Consider the following 21,873-nt stretch of genomic DNA (forward strand, 5'->3'; position numbering starts at 1 on the left):
CCCCGAACGAGGGAGGGAAGGCCGGTATCAGAAATGGGTATTAATGCTCATATACCACGTACGGCCCGGTTCGTTATAGGTGTACGCGCCAGCGCCTGCCATATAGGCGCCTGTTTGGGTATCTCTGACGGTTTGCGCATTACCCTCACGCCACAGACGTTTGTCAAACAGGTTATCGACGCCGCCAGTCAGACTGACGTTTTTAGTCACATCCCAGGTCGCGCTCAGACCAACAATACTGTACGGACTGACGGCTTGCTTATCTGTTCCGGTGACGGGGTTTCCCTGGTAATCATATTTCTTCGGTTCTTGTTTACCGTACCAGGTGAAGGTTGATTGCAGAGAAACGTCCTGACGTACCTGCCAGCTCAGGGTTGAGTTGAGCGTGTACTGCGGGATAATCGACAGTCGCTCGCCGGTCTCTTTGTTCTTGCTCTGTAGCATATAGGTCACATTATTCGTCCAGTTCACGGTGTTGCTCACCGGTACGTTTAACGTTCCTTCCAGACCTTCAACGACCGCTTTAGGCACGTTTTCCCACTGATAGACATCGGTTTTACCGTTGTTGATACGCTGTAATGGCACTGTGCCCGCTTCAATTTTATTACGGTAATCATTGCGGAACCAGGTGACGCCGGCCAGCCAGCCATCACGTTTAAACTCCAGGCCGATCTCTTTGTTGATGCTGGTTTCAGCTTTCAGGTCATCGTTGCCCATCATGTAACAGCCGATACCGGTGCCGGCGCCAGTTGCGTAGCAGCCCTGGCCTTTACTGTACAAAATATAGTTTGGGTTAGTCTGGTACAGGCTCGGGGCTTTATAGGCGCGGGCGATCCCCATTTTCAGGGTAAAGTCATCCCCCAGACCTTGTGACAGATTCAGCGACGGGCTCCAGTTATCTCCCACAATGCTGTGATGATCGAAACGCAGTCCCGGCGTCAGCATGGTGCTCTCGGTTAACTCCATGTTGTTTTCAGCAAAGAGGGAGAAAATTTCTGCTTTTGAATACGGGCTACGATCGGTACTGCTGTAACCCGGAATCGTGCCCCCCATGAAGGTTTGTGAGTTGGAGAGTGTATCTTTCATACGTTGTTGGGCCCATTCGGTGCCCAGCGTCAGGTTTTGGTTGACCAGCAGATCGAAAGGAATGCTCACTTCGCTGTGCAAAGTGACGTCATTCAGATCGGCATCGGCATATTTTTGCGACGCTTTCGGGTCGAAAATCCCTTCGGTGCCACCCGCTAAGCCTTCCGGCATACGGGAGTTACGGGTATGTTCATATTGCACCCAGTTGCTGGTAGTAACGCCATTATTCCAGCCGCCGTTCCAGGTCAGGGAGTAATTCTGCCGATAAAGGCGGTTGGTCTCTTTTCCGTAATTATCCTTTACCAATTGGTTGGTATTCGTATTTTGGGTATCGCCGGCGTACAGGTTGCCCTGGCGACTGTAACCGGCCTCCAGCTCCAGAGACTGAAGCGGCGCAAAATCCCAACGAACCACGCCGTTGATATCTTTGTTAATGACCCCCTCGCGTCCGGCTGGTAACGTGTCGGCGTAACTCCCGGTACGTTCAGACTGATGCCCCTGGTTAATATTGCGCGCATCGGCCTGGGTTTTGTCGAGATTGCCATACAGACGGAAGCTGAAATCCCCGCCCAGTGGGCCGTTCAGGCTAAAGTTGGTGCGTTTGGTCGCGCCTTCGTCTTTGTGTTCCGGCGCGTTGAAATACGTGTTCCAGGAACCGTGCCACTCGCTACCGCCTTTTTTGGTAATGATATTGACTACGCCGCCAGCGGCGCCATTGCCATAACGCGCTGCGGCTGGGCCGCGTAGGACTTCAATACGTTCGATCATCTCCGGCGGCACCCACGCGGTATCGCCGCGGGTATCGCGTTCGCCGCGCCAGCCCAGCCGCACCGAGTTACGGCTGCTGACGGGTTTACCGTCAATCAGGATAAGGGTATTTTCCGGGCCCATGCCGCGAATATCGATTTGGCGGTTATTACCGCGTTGACCGCTGGTGGAGTTACCGGTCAGGTTAACGCCCGGCATGGTGCGGATGATTTCGGACACATCGCGCGCGGGTGGATTTTTGCGAATTTGATCGGCAGTGATGGTGGAAACGCCAGGCGCCTGCAGGTTTTGCTGGGCGGCAGTGACCACGATAGTATCTTCATTGTTGAGTACAGCATTATCGGTTTTCTCTTCCGCCATCACGGGCAGAGCGGCCCCATAAATCCCTAAATTGACCAGTAAGGTCAGAGAATGAATCTTCTTGTTCATTGTATATCCTGCTTTTCTTTAGCCACGTAAGCCAAAGCGCCCGTCAAAGGTATTGGCCTGGGTGGTGAAATTATGTTCGCGCTTCCCATAGCGCGACAATACGCTATTGCAAATGCAAATAGTTATCAATAATATTATCAATATATTTCGCTAATTATATGTAAAATTCATAATAAACATAGGGTTATGATGGTAGAGGCGCTGGCAACCGGAAGTGAGGCCTGGTGGAGGACGAAAAACGGGCCGGAATGGGTACAGGAAAGAGACGGCAATTATCGGGTCACCTTTTGGTGGCGCGATCCGCAAGGGAATGAAACATGCTCCCCGATACGGCGTGTCTGGGTCTACATCACCGGCGTGACCGATCATCACCAAAATGCACAGCCTCAGACGATGACGCGTATTGCCGGAACGGATGTCTGGCACTGGAGTACGGTACTGGGCGCTAACTGGCGCGGTAGTTACTGTTTCATTCCCACCGAACGTGATGACATTTTTGCCACTTTTTCACCGGGTGAAACGCCTGATCTACGTGAGTTGCGTGAAGGCTGGCGACAGCTATTACCGCAGGCGATTGCCGACCCGCTTAATTCCCAAAGTTGGCGGGGAGGGCGTGGTCATGCGGTTTCGGCGCTGGAGATGCCGGATGCGCCCCCCCAGCCAGGATGGGATCGCCCTGAAACGCCATCCTCCCCGCCGGTGATGGTGCACTGGCATAGCGAACGTTTGGGTAATTCCCGTCGCGTATGGATATTGACCACCGGAGACGCTGCGCCGGAAGAAAGGCCACTGGCTATTTTGCTGGACGGTCAGTTCTGGGCGGAAAGTATGCCCGTCTGGCCTGCACTCGCCTCGCTTACCCAACAACATTTGCTTCCTGGTGCCGTCTACGTGCTGATTGACGCGATCGATACCCAACATCGTGGTCAGGAATTGCCCTGCAACGCCGACTTCTGGCTGGCGGTGCAGCAGGAATTGTTACCGCAAGTCAGATCCCTGACGCCTTTTAGCGATGATGCCAGACGGACGGTGGTGGCCGGCCAGAGTTTTGGCGGCCTGTCGGCTCTTTATGCCGGTCTGAACTGGCCGGCGCGCTTTGGCTGCGTACTGAGTCAGTCTGGATCTTTCTGGTGGCCCCATCGCACAAGCCAGGCCGGGGGGGAAGTGCTTACCCGGTTGAAAACCGGCGCATTACGTGCGCATGGGTTACGCATCGTTCTGGAAGCCGGCGTGCGTGAGCCGATCATTTTTCAGGCAAATCAGGCGCTTTATGCCCAACTGAATACCCCTCAGCAGTCCATTTTCTGGCGTCAGGTTGACGGCGGACACGATGCGCTTTGCTGGCGCGGCGGGCTAACGCAGGGGTTGATGCTGCTCTGGCAGCCGCTCATTGACACGCTTTAACCGGGCATATGTCCACGACAGGAGTTGAGTATGGAATTCAGTAATCCCTTCGATAACCCGCAGGGACAGTTTTACCTTCTGCAAAATGCGCAGCGTCAATTCAGCCTTTGGCCGGCAGAGTGTACGCTTCCTGCAGGGTGGGCAGTTGTATGCGAACCGCAATCGCAGGATGCGTGCCAGCAGTGGCTTAATACGCGCTGGACGACATTGAATCCGGCACATTATGCCGATAAGCAGGAGGCGAAATGACGCAACGTTTACCGCTGGTTGCCGCTCAGCCAGGGATCTGGATGGCGGAAAAACTCTCTGATTTACCTTCTGCCTGGAGCGTAGCGCATTATGTGGAACTGACCGGCGAGCTGGATGCCGTCTTACTGGCAAAAGCGGTAACGGCAGGGATGCGGCAGGCGGATACGCTACAGATGCGTTTTACCGAGGAAAACGGCGAGGTCTGGCAGTGGATCGATCCCGGGCACACTTTTGGCGAACCCACGATCACAGATTTACGCGACCAGACCGATCCGCATCAGGCGGCGCTGGATATCATGCAGGCGGACTTACGGCAAAACCTGCGTGCAGATAGCGGCAAGCCGCTCGCGTTTCACCAGTTGATGCGCATTGATGATACCCGCTGGTATTGGTATCAACGCTATCACCATTTGTTGGTGGATGGGTTTAGCTTCCCGGCGATAACTCGCCAGATTGTGGCGATTTATCGCGCCTGGCGGAGCGGTGTCCCTACGCCTGATTCGCCTTTTACGCCTTTTGCCGATGTGGTTGAAGAATATCTGCGCTATCGCCAGAGCGAAGCCTGGCAGCGTGACGGCGCTTTCTGGGCGCAACAGCGCTGCGAACTACCGCCGCCAGCGTCAATTTCTGCCGCGCCGCTGCCGGGGCGTCCGGCGAACGCGGAGACTCTTCGCATGAAACTGACCGCGCCGGAGGGGGCGTTTCGCCAACTGGCCGCGCAAATGCCCGACATACCGCGAGCGGATCTCGCCCTGGCGCTAGTGACGCTGTGGCTGGGACGGCTGTGCGGAAGGATGAACTATGCCGCCGGGTTTATTTTTATGCGGCGGATGGGGTCCGCGGCGTTAACGGCGACGGGTCCGGTGCTTAACGTTTTGCCGTTGGCAGTTAATATTCATGCGACGGAAAACCTGCCAATGCTGGCGAGACGTCTTGCGACGCAGTTAAAAAAAATGCGTCGCCACCAGCGTTACGACGCCGAACAGATCGTTCGCGATAGTGGACGAGCTGCGGGAGAAACGCCGTTATTTGGCCCAGTGTTAAATATAAAAGTCTTTGATTATCATCTTGATTTTCCAGATATACAGGCGCAAACCCATACCCTGGCAACGGGACCGGTTAACGATCTCGAACTGGCGCTTTTCCCTGATGAAAACGGCGGTCTGGATGTTGAATTACTGGCGAATTCGCAGCGTTACGATGAGGCCACGCTGTCCCGTCATGCTTTACGGCTGATGGCGCTTATCAGGCAGTTTGCTGATAATCCTGCGCTATGTTGCGGCGACGCGCAAATGCTGCTGGCGGATGAAACGGAGCAGCTGACGCGCCTTAATGATACGGCAGTGACGATTCCTGTCGCTACGCTCAGCGACCTGGTGGCGCAGCAGGCGCGAAAAACGCCTCAGGCTCCGGCGCTGATCGATGCGCACTATCATTTTACCTATCGTGAAATGCGTGAACAGGTTGTCGCGCTGGCGCACGCGCTTCGTGAGCGCGGCGTTCAGCCCGGCGATAGTGTGGCGGTAGCGCTGCCGCGGTCGGTTTTCCTGACCTTAGCGCTGCATGGCATTGTCGAGGCAGGGGCGGCATGGTTGCCGCTGGATACCGGTTATCCTGACGATCGGCTGCGAATGATGTTGGAAGATGCGCAGCCGAAACTGCTCATTACCACTCAGGCGCAACTGGTGCGTTTTCACGACATCCCGGGGATGGAATACTTCTGTTATAGCGAACCGCTACCGGGCGGTGATACTACCCCGCTGGGGCTGTCTTTACCGCAACATACCGCTTATATCATTTTTACCTCTGGCTCAACCGGCAGACCAAAAGGGGTGATGGTGGGACAAACGGCGATAGTGAACCGGTTGCTATGGATGCAGGATCACTATCCGTTGAATGCGGATGACGTGGTGGCGCAAAAAACGCCGTGCAGTTTTGATGTTTCAGTATGGGAGTTTTTCTGGCCGTTTATCACTGGGGCGAAACTGGTGATGGCGGAACCGGAAGCGCACCGCGACCCGCTCGCGATGCAACAGTTTTTTGCGCAATATGGGGTGACGACCACCCATTTTGTACCGTCGATGCTGGCGGCGTTTATTGCCTCGCTAACGCCAGAGTCGGCTGAAAGCGCTTGCGCCACCTTAAAACGGGTTTTCTGTAGTGGTGAAGCGTTGCCGACGGCGTTGTGCCGCGACTGGGAAATGTTAACTGCCGTGCCATTACACAATCTGTACGGACCCACAGAGGCCGCGGTGGATGTGAGCTGGTATCCGGCCTGCGGGACAGAACTGTCGGCGAACGGTGGTAACAGTATCCCGATTGGTTATCCCGTCTGGAATACCGGTTTGCGGATTCTTGATGCGCATATGCAGCCGGTGCCGCCTGGGGTGGCAGGCGATCTCTATCTGACCGGCATTCAACTGGCGCAGGGTTACCTTGGGCGTCCGGATCTTACCGCCTGCCGTTTTATCGCCGATCCTTTTGCGCCAGGCGAGCGAATGTACCGTACCGGCGATGTGGCGCGCTGGCTGGATTCTGGCGCCGTGGAGTATCTGGGGCGCAGCGACGATCAGCTCAAAATTCGTGGTCAACGTATTGAGCTGGGCGAAATTGACCGCGTTATGCAAATGCTGCCGGATGTTGAACAGGCGGTGGCCCATGCCTGCATCTTTAATCAGGCGGCGGCGACGGAGGGAGATGCCCGGCAACTGGTCGGCTACCTGGTTTCGCACTCCGGGTTGCCGTTGGACTTATCGGCATTGCAGGAAAAATTACGCCAAAAACTCCCCGCGCATATGGTGCCAGTGGTACTGTTACAGCTTGCCAGCCTGCCGCTTAGCGCCAATGGGAAGCTGGACCGTAAAGCCTTGCCGCTGCCGGAACTTACGCCGCGCGTGAACGGGCGTGCGCCGCAGTCTGCAACGGAACGCGCTGTTGCCGCGGCGTTTTCCCGTCTGCTGGGCTGTGAGATAAACGATGTTGAAAGCGATTTCTTTGCACTGGGCGGCCACTCGCTGCTGGCGATGAAACTGGCTGCACAGTTAAGCCGGACCTTTAACCGTCAGGTGACACCGGGGCAGGTGATGGTGGCGTCTGATGTGGCGCAGTTAAGCAAACTGCTCGAAACCGACGATGATGAACGCTCGCGTAATCTGGGGTTTGGGCCGCTGTTACCACTACGTGAAAGCAATGGCCCAACGTTATTCTGTTTCCACCCTGCTTCGGGCTTTGCCTGGCAATTCAGCGTATTGTCACGCTATCTCAGCCCGCCGTGGTCGATTATAGGGATTCAATCGCCACGACCTGTTGGTCCCCTGCAAACTGCGGCCAATCTTGATGAGGTCTGTGAACGTCATCTGGCGACGCTGCTCGCCCGGCAACCGCATGGTCCCTATTATTTATTAGGCTATTCGCTGGGAGGGACGCTGGCGCAGGGGATCGCCGCCCGTTTGCGTGCGCGCGGCGAAACAGTCGCGTTTTTAGGTCTGCTGGACACCTGGCCGCCGGAAACGCAAAACTGGCGGAAAAAAGAAGCGAATGGTCTTAATCCGGACGTGCTGGCGGAAATTGAGCGCGAGCGTGCGGCGTTTGTCGCCGCCCAACAGGGAAAGGCATCTGAAGCCTTCTTTGCCGCTATTGAAGGCAATTATGCTGATGCCGTTCGTCTACTGACAACGGCCCATAGTGTACCGTTTGATGGACATGCCACACTTTTTGTGGCGGATAAAACGGTGCCGGAAGGCGTATCGCCAGAGCAAAGCTGGTTGCCGTGGATAGCCTCTATGACTATTTATCGCCAGCCGTGTGCGCATGTGGATATTATTTCGCCCACTGCATTTGAAACTATTGGACCCGTTATCAATGCGCTAATTAATAAATAACGGGCATTGTTCCTGATTTTAGCAAATGGTATCGCATAACCCATAATAAATAGCAATTATTATGGGTTTTTTATTGTGCCCATTAATTAATTTAACATAAATGATACATTTTGCAGGCAGGTGCAATTCCGAATGTTGTGCTTTTCGGGCGCAGGGGGGAAAGAGTGTTTCGGATAATTCTGACTAGCTGATAGAATATCTGACAGGAATGTGTTCTCTCATTGGATAAAGTTTTCAGGTCATACGGCATGTCATCTCTTAATGTAAAGCAAGAAAAAAATCAGGCATTTGCAGGTTACCCATTGCCGCCCGCCAACAGCAATGAAATCGATTTGTTGAGCCTTATGGAAGTGTTGTGGCAGGCTAAACGTCGTATTGTTGCGACCGTTTTTGCCTTCGCGTGCGTGGGTTTACTCCTGTCCATTCTTCTTCCGCAAAAATGGACCAGCCAGGCAATTGTTACGCCTGCGGAATCAGTACAATGGCAGGATCTGGAGAGAACGTTAACTGCGTTGCGCGTGCTGGATATGGAGGTAAATGTTGATCGGGAGAGCGTATTTAATCTGTTCATTAAAAAGTTTAGCTCTCCGTCGCTGCTGGAAGAATATCTTCGTTCTTCGCCTTATGTCATGGATCAATTAAAAGGCGCGGAAATTGACGAACAGGATCTTCATCGGGCAATTGTCGCGCTGAGTGAAAAGATGAAAGCGGTGGACAGTAATGCCAGCAAGAAAAATGAAACGTCGTTATTCACGTCATGGACATTGAGTTTTACTGCGCCGACGCGGGAAGAAGCGCAAAAGGTGCTGGCTGGCTATATTCAGTACATCTCTGGTATTGTCGTGAAAGAGACGATGGAAAATATTCGTAACCAGTTGGAAATCAAAACCCGCTATGAGCAGGAAAAACTGGCGATGGATCGGGTTCGCCTCAAAAATCAACTTGATGCTAATATTCAACGTCTTCATTATTCGCTGGAAATAGCCAATGCCGCCGGAATTAAGAAGCCGGTTTATAGCAATGGGCAGGCGGTAAAAGACGATCCTGATTTCTCTATTTCCCTCGGCGCGGATGGTATTTCCCGCAAACTGGAGATTGAAAAGGGGGTCACGGACATGGCCGAGATCAACGGTGATTTACGTAACCGTCAATACCATGTTGAACAACTGGCGGCAATGAATGTGAGCGACGTGAAATTTACTCCCTTTAAATATCAACTGGCACCATCCCTGCCGGTGAAAAAGGATGGACCGGGTAAAATGATCATTATTGTTCTGGCGGCGTTGATCGGCGGCATGATGGCCTGCGGCAGCGTATTACTACGTCATGCGCTGGTTTCGCGTAAAATGGAACATGCGCTGGCGATAGATGAACGGTTAGCCTGAATAACAAAGAAAAAGCCGGATGGCAGTTGTCCGGCTTTGGGGGCATCTACGCAATTATTGCCGTCCCAGCGGCACCACCAGCGGCGTGCCGGCAACCGGATCGTCGATAATCATACAGCGCAGACCGTAGATTTTTTCGATAAGATCTGCGGTAACAATCGCTTTCGGCGCGCCCTGCGCCACAATCTTACCTTCGCGTAGCGCAATCAAATGGGTCGCGTATCGGCAGGCCTGATTCAGATCGTGCAGAACGGCGGCAAGCGTATAGCCTTTTTCGCGATTCAGCTCGCTTAACAATTCCAGAAGATCAATTTGATGGCTAATATCCAGCCAGGTTGTTGGTTCATCCAGCAGCATGATCGAGGTCTCCTGTGCCAACACCATAGCGATCCACGCTCGCTGTCGCTGCCCGCCGGAGAGGGTATCCACGCTTTGCGTCGCCAGTTGGGTTATGCCCGTAGCGCGCATGGCATTGGCGACCGCGTCGGCGTCTTCTTTGCGCCAGCGGGTAAATAAAGGCTGATGCGGGTAGCGCCCTCTGGCGACCAACTCTTGTACGGTGATATCGCCAGGCGTAGTGGCGTTTTGCGCCAGCAGACCGATTCGCCGCGCTACCTCTTTACTGGCGTAACGCTGTATCTGTTCACCATCCAGCCAGACGTGGCCGTCGACAGGCGTCATCAGACGGCTTAGCGTACGTAGCAGCGTCGACTTCCCGCAACCATTAGGGCCTATGATAGCGGTAAAATGTCCGTCCGGAATCGAAACGTTAAGATTTCTTGCGACGGTATAGCTGCCATAACCCAGAGTTAACTGATCGCCACGCAAACGGGCTACGGATTCGGTCATTTTTTGCGGGACTCCTGAATTAACAAGACGATAAGATAAATACCGCCGAGGCTAACGGTGACGACGCCCACCGGAAGTTGATAAGGCATAAACAGTTGCTGCGCACACGCATCGGCGGCCAGTAATAATAAAGCGCCGCACAGCGCCGACTGGGTCAATCCCCAGCGGGCGGTACCGCTCAGGCGACGGGCGATATGCGGTGCGACAAGGGCGACAAACGAGATGGGGCCGGCCAGCGCCGTCGCAGCGGCGGTCAGTACTACCGCCACCAGCATCATCATCAGGCGTGACCGCTCCACGCTAACGCCCAGCGCGCAGGCGCTGTCATCTCCCATCTCCAGCAGCCTCATTCGGCGTACCAGGAGCGCGGCGCCTGTCAGCATCACTATAATTAGCGGCGCCGAAGGCCAGGTTTTCGCCCATGTCAGGCCGTTGAGCGATCCGGCATTCCATAAACCGGCGGTGAGTGCCGTTTCCAGCGACGCCTGCAACAGAAGCCAGGTATTAAAGGCGACCAACATGGCGCGAATGCCGATACCGATGATAATCAGCCGGAAGGTTTCAATCCCATTACGCCAGGCAAGCAGCCAGACAATCAATGAGGTGACGATGCCGCCTGCCATTGCCGCCAGCGCGATCGCGGTAAGGTGCTGGCCAAAAAGGACCATTGCGACCAGCACACCACTCCATGCGCCGGTATTAAAGCCCATCACGTCCGGGCTGCCCAGCGGGTTACGCATCAGCGACTGAAAAATCGCTCCGCTGACGCCAAGCGCAGCGCCAATCAGCAGCGCCATTAATACGCGCGGCAACCGCCATTCGGTTACCACCAGGGTAACGTTACGCGGCGCGTCACCCAGTAGCGCGGCAATAACCTGCCCGGTCTCAAGCGGAACAGCGCCGCTTTGCAGGCTCCATAATCCAATGGCGAAACAGCCTGTCGCCAGCAGCAGGCAGCTTATGATAAGTCGTCGTGAAAGAAACATCATAAGCTGCCTCCGCCTGATTTTCGGCGTACCAGAAAAATAAGTACCGGCGCGCCGATAAATGCACTGACGACCGAGACGCGGAGTTCGCCAGGCACTATCAGGCGGCCAATAATATCGGCGAAAAGCAGCAGGGCAGGGGTCGACAATAGCGTCACCGGCAGCGACCAGCGGTGGTCAGCGCCCACCAGCCAGCGTGCCATATGCGGCATCATCAGACCGATGAAGGCGATAGGGCCGACCAACGCCGTTGCGCTGCCGCACAAGACGGTGATCGCCAGTAAACCGATAAGCTGGGTTCGCGCCACTTTACTGCCCAGCGCCGTTGCGGTATCGCTGCCAAGGCTCAGACTGTTCAGTGCGCGGCTCAGAAATAGGGCTACGATCCCGGCGATGGCGACGGGCGCGATGACCACTTTCAATGTTTGCAGGCTGCGAATATCCAGCGAACCTGCCTGCCAGAAGCGAAGCTGGTCGTAGACCTCTGGATTTAACAGCGCGATACCGCTGGTCAGTCCTTCCAGGACTGCGCCAAGCGCCACGCCAGCCAGTGTCAGGCGGACCGGGCTCAACTGGCCGCCGCCCTGACTGCCGGTAAAGGCGACAATCAGCGATGCGATAAGCGCGCCGCTAAAGGCCATGAAAAGCTGTTCCAGCGGTGTGGAGAAACCGAACAGCGCCGCGCCCAGAACAATGGCGAAGCTGGCGCCGTGGTTAACGCCCAGAATCCCTGGATCGGCGAGCGGGTTACGGGTAAGCGTTTGCATCAGCGCGCCGGCGAGTCCCAACGCGCCGCCTGCCAGTAGTCCGGCCAGCGTACGAGGCAAACGCGCATCCAGGACGATGGTGCAATCGGCGCTTTGGCAAACGCCAGTGAACGCGTCCAGCACGACAGCGGCGGGCAAGGGTTTCGCACCAATGACCAGACTTAAAACTGTCGCGAGAATCAACAATAACAGCAATCCGGGCACGGCAAACGCGCGCGTCACGGAAAACGACGATGACATAATAACTTCCCTGATAATGATAGTAATTATCGTTATCTATCTTATTTGGTTATGTTAGCATGTGCAGCCACTGAATGGATATTTAAAAAAATTCGCATTAAGGCGTTGTAATGAATCGACAATCCTGGCTGCTTAATCTCAGCCTGTTGAAGACGCATCCTGCATTTCGCGCAGTATTTTTGGCCCGTTTTATCTCAATTGTTTCGCTGGGGCTGCTTGGTGTGGCGATACCAGTGCAGATCCAGATGATGACGCACTCCACCTGGCAAGTGGGGCTGTCGGTAACGCTGACCGGCGGCGCCATGTTTATTGGCTTAATGGTGGGTGGCGTACTGGCCGATCGCTATGAGCGCAAAAAAGTGATTCTGCTGGCGCGCGGCACCTGCGGTATTGGTTTTATTGGTCTGTGCGTAAACGCGCTGTTGCCGGAGCCATCATTACTGACAATCTATCTGCTCGGTCTGTGGGATGGCTTTTTTGCGTCCCTGGGCGTGACTGCATTGCTGGCAGCGACGCCTGCGCTGGTTGGAAGAGAGAATCTGATGCAGGCTGGCGCGATTACCATGCTGACGGTACGTCTGGGATCGGTGATTTCGCCCATGCTCGGGGGCGTATTGCTTGCCAGCGGCGGCGTAGCCTGGAACTACGGGCTGGCAGCGGCCGGAACGTTTATCACGCTATTGCCGTTGCTGACATTGCCGCGGCTGCCAGTCCCCCCGCAGCCGCGGGAAAACCCTTTTATCGCATTGCTGGCCGCGTTCCGTTTTTTGCTCGCCAGTCCGCTTATCGGTGGTATTACGCTACTTGGCGGCCTGGTGACAATGGCAAGCGCGGTACGTGTACTTTATCCGGCGCTGGCGATGAGCTGGCAGATGTCAGCGGCGCAAATCGGTTTGTTGTATGCGGCAATCCCGCTGGGGGCCGCTATTGGCGCACTGACCAGCGGACAGCTGGCGCATAGTATTCGTCCTGGGCTTATTATGCTGGTTTCGACGGTCGGTTCCTTTCTGGCGGTGGGGGTGTTCGCCATTATGCCTGTCTGGGGGGCGGGTGTTATCTGTCTGGCGCTGTTTGGCTGGCTTAGCGCGATTAGCTCGTTATTGCAATACACCCTGCTGCAAACTCAGACGCCGGAAAACATGCTGGGGAGAATGAATGGTCTGTGGACTGCGCAAAATGTCACGGGAGACGCCATCGGCGCGGCGCTTCTCGGCGGTCTTGGCGCCATAATGACACCGGTCGCCTCCGCGAGCGTGAGTGGGTTTGGGCTGGTGCTTATCGGTTTGTTACTGCTGTTAGCCCTGAGAGAACTACGCCGTTTTCGCCAGACGCCGCCGAACAACGATCCTGGCTAATGGCAAAGCGCTTATCTGGCCGACAACACCCGAATGGTCGGCCAGATAAGACGCGGTTACGTCAAAACAGGGTGGCAAGTCGGTTAAGCAGTAACGTCGCGCTGTAATAATCCAGACGGAACGTTTCTGTGCCCAGCGCATAAACACGTTTATTTTGCACAGCTGGCAGGTGCGCCAGCAGAGGGTTGGCGTAAAGAGCCGCGGCATCTTTGCTGTCGCCGGCAAACAGGAAGAGGGATTCTCCGTTTAAACCGGCAGCCAGATTTTCCCCGCCAAGTTGAATAATATCGTGGCGCTTACCCTGGCTTTTACTGGTTTGCAGCCCATCCGGCAGCGTCGCCAGCGTAAAGCCCAGTTGTGCCAACAGCTTGCCCTGCGCTGATTCCGGTGTCCACAGGTTGGCGCTATGCGCGGCAGGGGTATACACCAGCGCGCTGACCGGCTGTGGCGGCATGGTGATGTGTCGTTTAACCGCCGCCAGCTGTGTTTCAAATTCTGCTATGCGCGCGGCGGCCTGTTTCTCCTGACCGGTGATTTCGCCGAGCTGAGTGAGTAATGTCTGCCAGCTTTTATCGTCATAGTTGATGATAAGCGTCGGCGCGATAGTGGAAAGCTGATCGTATAGCGCCAATGCCGAGTCGCCGCCAGTGGCGCTTATCAAAATCAGGTCCGGCATCTGTGCGGCGACCGCTTCGGCATTCGGTTCACCGATGTAGAGGCGGGCAACATGGCGGGCTTTCGCTACGTCGCTCCACTGGCGCATAAACCCTTGATCGTCAGCAAAACGGTTATTCGGCGTGGTGGCCCCACTGGCGATGATGGGGGCGTCAATCGCTAACAGCGAGCCTGTTAACGTCACGCTGGTAGAAACAATACGCGTGGGCTGATGAGTCAGGGTATGAACGCCACGGCTGTCAGTGATTTGCCGGGGCCAGCCTGCACCCTGGGCTAAGGAAATTCCTGAAAAAAATAAACTAACCACTAAAAGCAGCCAACGATAAAAGGCGGGGAGTCTCACAATAGCGTCCTGTTATTAATAAAGTTAATGCTTCTCATTTTCATGTTAGTGGCAGCGAGATGCAAGCCTTAGTGCCATTTAAGTCATGACCAGAGTTGACAGAGCGACGTTTTACTCTTAGGTTAGCGCACTAAAAATAGAAATAATAATCATTATTATACACAAAATCATTCAAGAAGCATCGCGGCGGCAAGGGAAGAAATCCCCAAGAGCATAGATAACTATGTGACCGGGGTTTCTGAGCGCAGCCAACAAAGAGGTAGCTTGAAGGATGAAGTGTATATAAGCCTTTATCATTGGAGGATGATATGGATATGTCACTGGCCGAGGACGCTCAGGAGACAATGACAACGCTCGCTCCCGATCGCTTTTTCTTCATGTCACCGTATCGCAGTTTTACCACCTCGGGCTGCTTCGCCCGCTATACCGAGCCTGCCGTTGACGGAGATTCGCCGCAGAGTCCTTTCCAGCAGAAATTGCAGAAACGGTTTGCTGAGGCCAAATCGCAGGGCATCGCAAACCCTATCCTGGTGGGGGCGATTCCTTTTGACACCCGTCAGCCATCGTCGCTCTATATTCCAATGGAATGGCAGCCTTTTTCCCGTCAGGAAAAGCAGCGTACGGCGCGTTATTTCACCGCTCATCAGTCGTTGACGGTGACGGCGAGGAGGGCGATACCGGAACAGGATGATTTTGAAGCGATGGTAGCGCGCGCGGCTGCGCTAACTGCCACGCCGGACGTCGATAAAGTGGTGCTTTCGCGGCTGATTGATATTACCACTGATGTTGCGGTGGATAGCGGAGCGTTGCTGGAGAGGCTGGTCGCGCAAAACCCGGTTAGTTACAACTTTCATGTCCCACTGGCGGATGGCGGTGTTCTGCTGGGCGCCAGCCCCGAACTCCTGTTACGCAAAGAAGGCGAGCGCTTTAGTTCGTTGCCGTTAGCCGGTTCGGCGCGCCGCCAGCCAGATGATGTTCTGGACCGCGAAGCGGGAAACCGACTGCTGGCTTCGGAAAAAGATCGCCATGAACATGAACTGGTGACTCAGGCGATGAAGCAGATCTTGCGTGACCGCAGCTCGGAACTGCGATTGCCTTCCTCCCCGCAGCTGATCACCACACCGACGCTCTGGCATCTCGGTACGCCATTTGAGGGCAAGGCCAATGCCGATGAAAATGCGCTGACGCTGGCCTGTCTGCTGCATCCGACACCTGCGTTAAGCGGATTTCCCCATCAGGTGGCGAAAAAGCTCATTGCCGAACTGGAACCGTTCGATCGTGAACTGTTTGGCGGCATTGTCGGCTGGTGCGACGCCGAAGGAAATGGCGAGTGGGTAGTGACGATTCGTTGTGCGAAATTACACGGTAATCAGGTGCGCCTGTTCGCCGGTGCCGGGATTGTCCCTGCCTCTTCGCCCGTTGGAGAGTGGCGGGAAACCGGCGTCAAGCTCTCTACGATGTTGAACGTTTTTGGACTGCATTAAGGACCGATGATGCGTATACCTTTCACCCGTTGGCCGGATGAATTTGCCCGCCGTTATCGTGAAAAAGGCTACTGGCAAGACGTGCCGTTGACCGATATTCTGACCCGCCACGCTGACAGCGACAAGACGGCGGTCATTGAAGGCGAGCGCGCCTTCAGCTATCGCCAGCTTAACCAGGCTGCGGATAATCTGGCCTGTAGTTTACGTCGTCAGGGCATCAAATCTGGCGAAACCGCTCTGGTACAGTTGGGGAATGTGCCGGAACTGTATATCACCTTTTTCGCCCTGCTGAAACTTGGCGTTGCACCAGTTCTGGCGCTGTTTAGCCATCAGCGTACCGAACTGAACGCTTATGCGGCGCAGATCGCGCCAGCGCTGGTGATTGCCGATCGCCAGCATACGCTGTTCGCCGGCGAGGCGTTCCTGAACACGTTTGTGTCTGAACATCGCTCTGTACGGGTGGTGTTATTGCGCAACGACGACGGCGATCACAGCCTGGAATCGGCGATGCGTCAGACGGCGGACGACTTTACCGCCACCCCATCGCCCGCTGACGAGGTCGCCTACTTTCAGCTTTCCGGCGGGACTACCGGCACGCCAAAGCTTATTCCCCGTACTCATAACGACTACTATTACAGCGTGCGCCGCAGCAATGAGATTTGCGGTTTCAACGCGAAGACGCGTTTTCTGTGTGCGATTCCCGCGGCGCATAACTACGCCATGAGTTCGCCGGGTGCTTTAGGCGTCTTTCTCGCCAAAGGAACGGTGGTACTGGCAGCCGATCCCAGCGCCCCGCTCTGTTTCCCGCTGATCGAAAAACAGCAGATTAATGCCACGGCGCTGGTACCGCCTGCGGTCAGTCTGTGGCTACAGGCTATCCAGGAGTGGGGCGGTAATGCGCCACTGGCGTCATTAAGGTTATTGCAGGTTGGCGGCGCGCGGCTTTCCGCGACGCTGGCCGCCCGCATTCCGGCTGAGATTGGTTGCCAGTTGCAGCAGGTCTTTGGCATGGCGGAAGGACTGGTGAACTATACCCGCCTGGATGACAGTCCGGAACGGATTATCAATACTCAGGGAAGGCCTATGTGCCCGGATGATGAAGTGTGGGTGGCGGATACCGACGGAAATCCTCTGCCGCCGGGCGAAATTGGCCGTCTGATGACGCGTGGCCCCTATACTTTCCGCGGCTATTTCAACAGCCCACAACACAATGCCAATGCCTTTGATGCCAACGGCTTTTACTGCTCCGGCGATCTGATTTCCCTTGATCAAGACGGCTACATTACTGTTCATGGGCGTGAAAAAGATCAGATCAACCGGGGCGGCGAGAAGATAGCCGCCGAAGAGATCGAAAACCTGTTACTGCGTCACCCGGCGGTGATCCATGCGGCGTTGGTTAGCATGGAAGATGAATTATTGGGAGAAAAAAGTTGCGCCTATCTGGTGGTAACAGAACCGTTGCGCGCGGTACAGGTACGTCGTTTCCTGCGAGAGCAGGGCGTGGCGGAATTTAAATTACCGGATCGCGTAGAGTGCGTTGAATCGCTGCCGCTGACGCCGGTTGGTAAAGTCGATAAAAAACAATTACGCCAGCGGTTGGCATCACGTTCACCGCTCTGAAGGAGAAAGAGAGATGGCAATTCCGAAACTACAGTCTTATGCGTTGCCCACTGCACAGGATATTCCGACCAATAAAGTGAACTGGGCATTTGAACCGGAACGCGCTGCGCTGCTCATCCACGATATGCAGGATTACTTCGTCAGCTTTTGGGGCCGCGACTGTCCAATGATGGACCAGGTGATTGCCAATATCGCCGCTCTGCGCCAGTACTGTAAGGAACATCATATCCCGGTTTATTACACCGCTCAGCCGAAAGAGCAAAGCGATGAAGATCGCGCATTACTTAATGATATGTGGGGACCGGGACTGACGCGCTCTCCGGAACAGCAGAAGGTGGTGGAAGCCTTAACGCCGGATGAGGCGGATACGGTGCTGGTGAAGTGGCGTTATAGCGCGTTTCACCGCTCGCCGCTGGAACAGATGTTAAAAGATACCGGACGCAATCAGCTCATCATTACCGGCGTGTATGCGCATATTGGCTGTATGACCACCGCTACCGATGCGTTTATGCGCGATATTAAACCGTTTATGGTGGCGGACGCGCTGGCGGATTTCAGCCGGGAAGAGCATCTGATGGCGCTGAAATATGTGGCGGGGCGTTCAGGTCGTGTCGTTATGACTGAATCACTACTGCCGACGCCAGTTCCTGCCAGCAAAGCGGCGTTACGGGCGATGATCCTGCCGCTACTGGATGAGTCCGACGAGCCTGTGGATGATGAAAACCTGATCGACTATGGTCTGGATTCCGTTCGAATGATGGGGTTGGCGGCGCGTTGGCGCAAAGTACACGGCGATATTGATTTCGTGATGCTGGCGAAAAATCCAACCATTGACGCCTGGTGGGCGCTGCTTTCCCGCGAGGTAGAGTAATGACCAGCGTTGATTTTTCAGACAAAACGGTATGGGTGACCGGTGCAGGGAAAGGGATCGGTTACGCCACGGCGCTGGCGTTTGTTGACGCCGGGGCGCGGGTGATCGGCTTCGATCGAGAATTTACGCAAGAGAATTACCCCTTTGCTACCGAAGTCATGGATGTGGCGGAGGCCGGGCAGGTTGCTCAGGTGTGCCAGCGTGTATTGCAAAAAACGCCGCGGCTGGATGTCCTGGTCAACGCCGCCGGTATTTTACGAATGGGAGCAACCGATGCGCTTAGCCTTGACGACTGGCAGCAGACATTTGCGGTCAATGTTGGCGGCGCGTTTAACCTGTTTTCGCAGACGATGGCGCAGTTCCGCCGTCAGCAGGGGGGGGCGATTGTCACCGTGGCCTCAGATGCGGCACACACGCCGCGCATCGGTATGAGCGCCTACGGCGCATCTAAAGCGGCGCTGAAAAGCCTGGCGCTAACCGTAGGGCTGGAGCTGGCGGGCAGTGGGGTGCGCTGTAATGTGGTGTCGCCCGGTTCGACTGACACCGATATGCAGCGCACTTTATGGGTGAGTGAAGATGCCGAACAACAGCGTATTCGCGGTTTTGGCGAACAGTTTAAGCTCGGTATTCCGCTCGGTAAAATCGCCCGTCCGCAGGAGATAGCCAATACGATTTTATTTCTTGCCTCCGATCTGGCCAGCCACATTACCTTGCAGGATATTGTGGTCGATGGCGGTTCAACCTTGGGAGCCTGACGATGATCTGGAAACGGCATTTAACGCTGGATGAATTGAACGCTACCAGCCAGAGCACACTGGTGGCGCATCTGGGTATTGTCTATACCCGTCTTGGCGATGAAGTGCTGGAGGCAGAAATGCCGGTCGATACCCGCACCCATCAACCGTTTGGCTTATTGCATGGTGGCGCATCGGCGGCACTGGCAGAAACGTTGGGTTCGATGGCGGGTTACCTGATGACCCGCGACGGGCAGTGCGTCGTAGGCACAGAGTTGAATGCCACCCACCACCGCGCCGTCTCGCAGGGAAAAGTGCGCGGCGTCTGTCAGCCGCTCCATCTGGGACGGCAGTATCAAAGCTGGGAAATTACCCTTTTTGATGAGCAGGGGCGTCGCTGCTGTACCTGCCGACTGGGAACGGCAGTAATGGGATAGTTCTGGCAAAGCCACATGCAATTGCAGCCTGAGTAAAGACAGGAAGTGATCTGGTTAACACTGTAATGTAAAAAATGGGTAACGCTACGGTTTTATGATGTTGTTGTGTTGTTAATTACAGTAAAGGTGTTATAGAAACAAAATGTAACATCTCTCTGGAACACGCAAACGGACAACAACTATGAATAAGTCAGGGAAATACCTCGTCTGGACAGCGCTCTCGGTATTGGGTGCGTTTGCCCTGGGCTATATTGCGTTAAATCGTGGGGAACAGATCAACGCGTTATGGATTGTGGTCGCGTCGGTCTGTGTCTATCTTATTGCGTATCGTTTTTATGGACTCTACATCGCCAAAAAGGTGCTGGCGGTTGATCCAACGCGTATGACTCCTGCAGTACGTCATAACGATGGTCTGGATTATGTTCCGACCGATAAGAAAGTGCTTTTTGGGCACCATTTTGCAGCAATAGCCGGGGCAGGGCCGTTAGTAGGTCCGGTGCTGGCGGCGCAGATGGGATATCTGCCAGGTATGATCTGGCTGCTGGCGGGCGTTGTTCTGGCAGGCGCGGTACAGGACTTTATGGTGTTGTTCGTCTCGACCCGTCGCGATGGGCGCTCGCTTGGTGAGCTGGTTAAAGAGGAAATGGGCGCGACGGCAGGGGTGATCGCGCTGGTCGCCTGTTTTATGATCATGGTGATCATTCTGGCTGTGCTGGCGATGATAGTGGTGAAAGCGCTGACCCATAGCCCGTGGGGAACCTACACCGTCGCGTTCACGATTCCGCTGGCGATCTTTATGGGGATCTACCTGCGCTATCTGCGTCCGGGGCGTATCGGCGAGGTGTCGATCATTGGGCTGGTGTTCCTCATTTTCGCTATTATTTCCGGTGGATGGGTGGCGGCAAGCCCAACCTGGGCGCCGTACTTTGACTTTACCGGCGTGCAGCTTACCTGGATGCTGGTGGGCTACGGTTTTGTCGCGGCGGTATTACCGGTCTGGCTGCTGCTCGCGCCGCGTGATTACCTGTCTACCTTCCTGAAAATTGGCACAATTGTCGGTCTGGCGGTCGGGATTCTGATCATGCGCCCGACGCTGACTATGCCAGCGTTGACCAAATTTGTTGATGGCACAGGGCCAGTCTGGACGGGCGACCTGTTCCCGTTCCTGTTTATTACCATCGCCTGTGGTGCGGTATCCGGCTTCCATGCGCTCATCTCCTCCGGCACGACGCCGAAGATGTTGGCCAACGAAGGCCAGGCCTGCTTTATCGGTTATGGCGGGATGTTAATGGAATCTTTCGTCGCCATTATGGCGCTGGTCTCCGCCTGTATTATCGATCCGGGCGTTTACTTTGCGATGAATAGCCCGATGGCGGTACTGGCGCCAGCGGGGACAGCGGATGTCGTGGCTTCTGCCGCGCAGGTGGTCAGTAGTTGGGGTTTCGCTATCACGCCGGATACGTTACACCAGATTGCCAATGAGGTCGGCGAGCAATCTATTATCTCCCGCGCAGGCGGTGCGCCAACGCTGGCGGTAGGAATGGCTTATATTCTCCATGGCGCGCTGGGCGGGATGATGGATGTGGCGTTCTGGTATCACTTTGCCATTCTGTTTGAAGCGTTGTTTATTCTGACGGCGGTAGATGCGGGTACCCGCGCGGCGCGCTTTATGTTGCAGGATCTGTTGGGCGTAGTGTCGCCAGGGTTGAAACGTACCGATTCATTGCCAGCGAACCTGCTTGCCACTGCGTTGTGCGTGCTGGCGTGGGGCTATTTCCTCCATCAGGGCGTGGTCGATCCGTTGGGCGGTATTAACACATTGTGGCCGCTGTTTGGTATCGCTAACCAGATGCTGGCGGGTATGGCACTGATGCTCTGCGCCGTGGTACTGTTCAAAATGAAGCGTCAGCGTTATGCGTGGGTCGCTCTGGTACCGACGGCCTGGCTGCTGATTTGTACGTTGACAGCGGGCTGGCAGAAAGCGTTTAGTCCGGATGCGAAAATCGGTTTCCTGGCCATTGCCAACAAGTTCCAGGCGATGATCGACAGCGGTAATATTCCGCCGCAGTACACCGAATCGCAGCTTGCGCAACTGGTATTCAATAATCGTCTGGATGCCGGGCTAACGATTTTCTTTATGGTGGTGGTCGTGGTACTGGCACTGTTTTCTATTAAGACGGCGTTGGCCGCTCTGAAGATTGATAAACCGACGGCGAATGAAACGCCGTATGAGCCGATGCCAGAAAATGTGGATGAGATCGTGACGCAGGCGAAAGGCGCGCACTAATCTTTTTTCATCGATAGCCCTCT

Annotated in this window: 16 protein-coding genes; 11 read left to right on the forward strand and 5 right to left on the reverse strand. The window is 55.2% G+C overall.

Annotated features, from left to right (window positions below):
- Positions 1–27: 27 nt before the first annotated feature.
- Positions 28–2,283, reverse strand: a complete 2,256-nt coding sequence (locus SBG_RS02560; protein WP_001034959.1) for a TonB-dependent siderophore receptor — start codon at positions 2,281–2,283, stop codon at positions 28–30.
- 189 nt (positions 2,284–2,472) lie between these two features.
- Between SBG_RS02560 and fes the strand changes: the two genes are divergently transcribed.
- From fes to wzz(fepE), 4 genes are all read left to right on the forward strand, one after another.
- Positions 2,473–3,687, forward strand: coding sequence for an enterochelin esterase (gene fes / locus SBG_RS02565; RefSeq protein ID WP_015702754.1), 1,215 nt, complete (start codon positions 2,473–2,475; stop codon positions 3,685–3,687).
- Between the two features lie 30 nt (positions 3,688–3,717).
- Positions 3,718–3,936: an MbtH family protein gene (locus SBG_RS02570; protein ID WP_000396017.1), complete on the forward strand. Its 219-nt coding sequence runs from the start codon at positions 3,718–3,720 to the stop codon at positions 3,934–3,936.
- Positions 3,933–7,817, forward strand: a complete 3,885-nt coding sequence (gene entF, locus SBG_RS02575) for an enterobactin non-ribosomal peptide synthetase EntF (protein WP_000194177.1) — start codon at positions 3,933–3,935, stop codon at positions 7,815–7,817. Before SBG_RS02570 ends, entF begins: the two co-directional genes overlap by 4 nt.
- A gap of 248 nt (positions 7,818–8,065) precedes the next feature.
- Positions 8,066–9,202, forward strand: a complete 1,137-nt coding sequence (gene wzz(fepE) / locus SBG_RS02580) for an LPS O-antigen length regulator Wzz(fepE) (RefSeq protein ID WP_000096777.1) — start codon at positions 8,066–8,068, stop codon at positions 9,200–9,202.
- A 54-nt stretch (positions 9,203–9,256) separates the two neighbouring features.
- Here wzz(fepE) and fepC read toward each other — a convergent pair whose 3' ends face one another.
- From fepC to fepD, 3 genes are read right to left on the reverse strand one after another with little or no spacing between them, the layout of a single operon-like run.
- Positions 9,257–10,051: an iron-enterobactin ABC transporter ATP-binding protein gene (fepC, locus tag SBG_RS02585; RefSeq protein WP_000140625.1), complete on the reverse strand. Its 795-nt coding sequence runs from the start codon at positions 10,049–10,051 to the stop codon at positions 9,257–9,259.
- Positions 10,048–11,037, reverse strand: coding sequence for an iron-enterobactin ABC transporter permease (gene fepG / locus SBG_RS02590; RefSeq protein WP_015702755.1), 990 nt, complete (start codon positions 11,035–11,037; stop codon positions 10,048–10,050). The genes fepC and fepG overlap by 4 nt, the downstream gene beginning before the upstream one ends.
- Entirely contained in the window at positions 11,037–12,044 is a 1,008-nt protein-coding gene (gene fepD / locus SBG_RS02595; protein ID WP_000098940.1) for a Fe(3+)-siderophore ABC transporter permease, read from the reverse strand. Before fepD ends, fepG begins: the two co-directional genes overlap by 1 nt.
- A gap of 110 nt (positions 12,045–12,154) precedes the next feature.
- On the opposite strand from fepD, the gene entS reads away from it, so the two are divergent.
- Positions 12,155–13,399: an enterobactin transporter EntS gene (gene entS / locus SBG_RS02600; RefSeq protein WP_001081651.1), complete on the forward strand. Its 1,245-nt coding sequence runs from the start codon at positions 12,155–12,157 to the stop codon at positions 13,397–13,399.
- 61 nt (positions 13,400–13,460) lie between these two features.
- On the opposite strand, the gene fepB is transcribed toward entS, so the two are convergent.
- Complete coding sequence (gene fepB, locus SBG_RS02605) at positions 13,461–14,417, reverse strand: Fe2+-enterobactin ABC transporter substrate-binding protein (protein ID WP_001239000.1); 957 nt, start codon at positions 14,415–14,417, stop codon at positions 13,461–13,463.
- Between the two features lie 308 nt (positions 14,418–14,725).
- Between fepB and entC the strand changes: the two genes are divergently transcribed.
- The 6 genes from entC to cstA all read left to right on the forward strand — a co-directional run bounded on the left by entC (position 14,726) and on the right by cstA (position 21,850).
- Positions 14,726–15,901, forward strand: a complete 1,176-nt coding sequence (entC, locus tag SBG_RS02610; protein ID WP_000367607.1) for an isochorismate synthase EntC — start codon at positions 14,726–14,728, stop codon at positions 15,899–15,901.
- A gap of 9 nt (positions 15,902–15,910) precedes the next feature.
- Complete coding sequence (gene entE, locus SBG_RS02615) at positions 15,911–17,521, forward strand: (2,3-dihydroxybenzoyl)adenylate synthase EntE (protein ID WP_001222454.1); 1,611 nt, start codon at positions 15,911–15,913, stop codon at positions 17,519–17,521.
- Between the two features lie 13 nt (positions 17,522–17,534).
- Positions 17,535–18,392 carry an isochorismatase gene (locus SBG_RS02620; RefSeq protein WP_001007175.1) on the forward strand — a complete coding sequence of 286 codons (858 nt, stop codon included), beginning with the start codon at positions 17,535–17,537 and terminating at the stop codon, positions 18,390–18,392.
- Positions 18,392–19,147: a 2,3-dihydro-2,3-dihydroxybenzoate dehydrogenase EntA gene (gene entA, locus SBG_RS02625; RefSeq protein WP_000204919.1), complete on the forward strand. Its 756-nt coding sequence runs from the start codon at positions 18,392–18,394 to the stop codon at positions 19,145–19,147. Before SBG_RS02620 ends, entA begins: the two co-directional genes overlap by 1 nt.
- 2 nt (positions 19,148–19,149) lie before the next feature.
- A complete protein-coding gene (gene entH, locus SBG_RS02630; protein WP_000637971.1) occupies positions 19,150–19,563 on the forward strand; it encodes a proofreading thioesterase EntH in 414 nt (137 codons plus the stop codon).
- Positions 19,564–19,744: 181 nt separating this feature from the next.
- On the forward strand, positions 19,745–21,850 hold the full coding sequence (gene cstA / locus SBG_RS02635; RefSeq protein ID WP_001043104.1) for a pyruvate/proton symporter CstA: 2,106 nt from the start codon (positions 19,745–19,747) through the stop codon (positions 21,848–21,850).
- Positions 21,851–21,873 lie beyond the last annotated feature (23 nt).

Origin of the sequence: Salmonella bongori NCTC 12419 (assembly GCF_000252995.1) — a bacterium.
Lineage (GTDB): Bacteria > Pseudomonadota > Gammaproteobacteria > Enterobacterales > Enterobacteriaceae > Salmonella > Salmonella bongori.

Excerpts from the sequence above, each read along its gene's own strand:
- SBG_RS02560 (WP_001034959.1), bottom strand. The coding sequence starts at position 2,283 with ATGAACAAGAAGATTCATTCTCTGACCTTACTGGTCAATTTAGGGATT.
- fes (WP_015702754.1), top strand. The coding sequence starts at position 2,473 with ATGGTAGAGGCGCTGGCAACCGGAAGTGAGGCCTGGTGGAGGACGAAA.
- SBG_RS02570 (WP_000396017.1), top strand. The coding sequence starts at position 3,718 with ATGGAATTCAGTAATCCCTTCGATAACCCGCAGGGACAGTTTTACCTT.
- entF (WP_000194177.1), top strand. The coding sequence starts at position 3,933 with ATGACGCAACGTTTACCGCTGGTTGCCGCTCAGCCAGGGATCTGGATG.
- fepC (WP_000140625.1), bottom strand. The coding sequence starts at position 10,051 with ATGACCGAATCCGTAGCCCGTTTGCGTGGCGATCAGTTAACTCTGGGT.
- fepG (WP_015702755.1), bottom strand. The coding sequence starts at position 11,037 with ATGTTTCTTTCACGACGACTTATCATAAGCTGCCTGCTGCTGGCGACA.
- fepD (WP_000098940.1), bottom strand. The coding sequence starts at position 12,044 with ATGTCATCGTCGTTTTCCGTGACGCGCGCGTTTGCCGTGCCCGGATTG.
- entS (WP_001081651.1), top strand. The coding sequence starts at position 12,155 with ATGAATCGACAATCCTGGCTGCTTAATCTCAGCCTGTTGAAGACGCAT.
- entC (WP_000367607.1), top strand. The coding sequence starts at position 14,726 with ATGGATATGTCACTGGCCGAGGACGCTCAGGAGACAATGACAACGCTC.
- entE (WP_001222454.1), top strand. The coding sequence starts at position 15,911 with ATGCGTATACCTTTCACCCGTTGGCCGGATGAATTTGCCCGCCGTTAT.
- SBG_RS02620 (WP_001007175.1), top strand. The coding sequence starts at position 17,535 with ATGGCAATTCCGAAACTACAGTCTTATGCGTTGCCCACTGCACAGGAT.
- entA (WP_000204919.1), top strand. The coding sequence starts at position 18,392 with ATGACCAGCGTTGATTTTTCAGACAAAACGGTATGGGTGACCGGTGCA.
- entH (WP_000637971.1), top strand. The coding sequence starts at position 19,150 with ATGATCTGGAAACGGCATTTAACGCTGGATGAATTGAACGCTACCAGC.
- cstA (WP_001043104.1), top strand. The coding sequence starts at position 19,745 with ATGAATAAGTCAGGGAAATACCTCGTCTGGACAGCGCTCTCGGTATTG.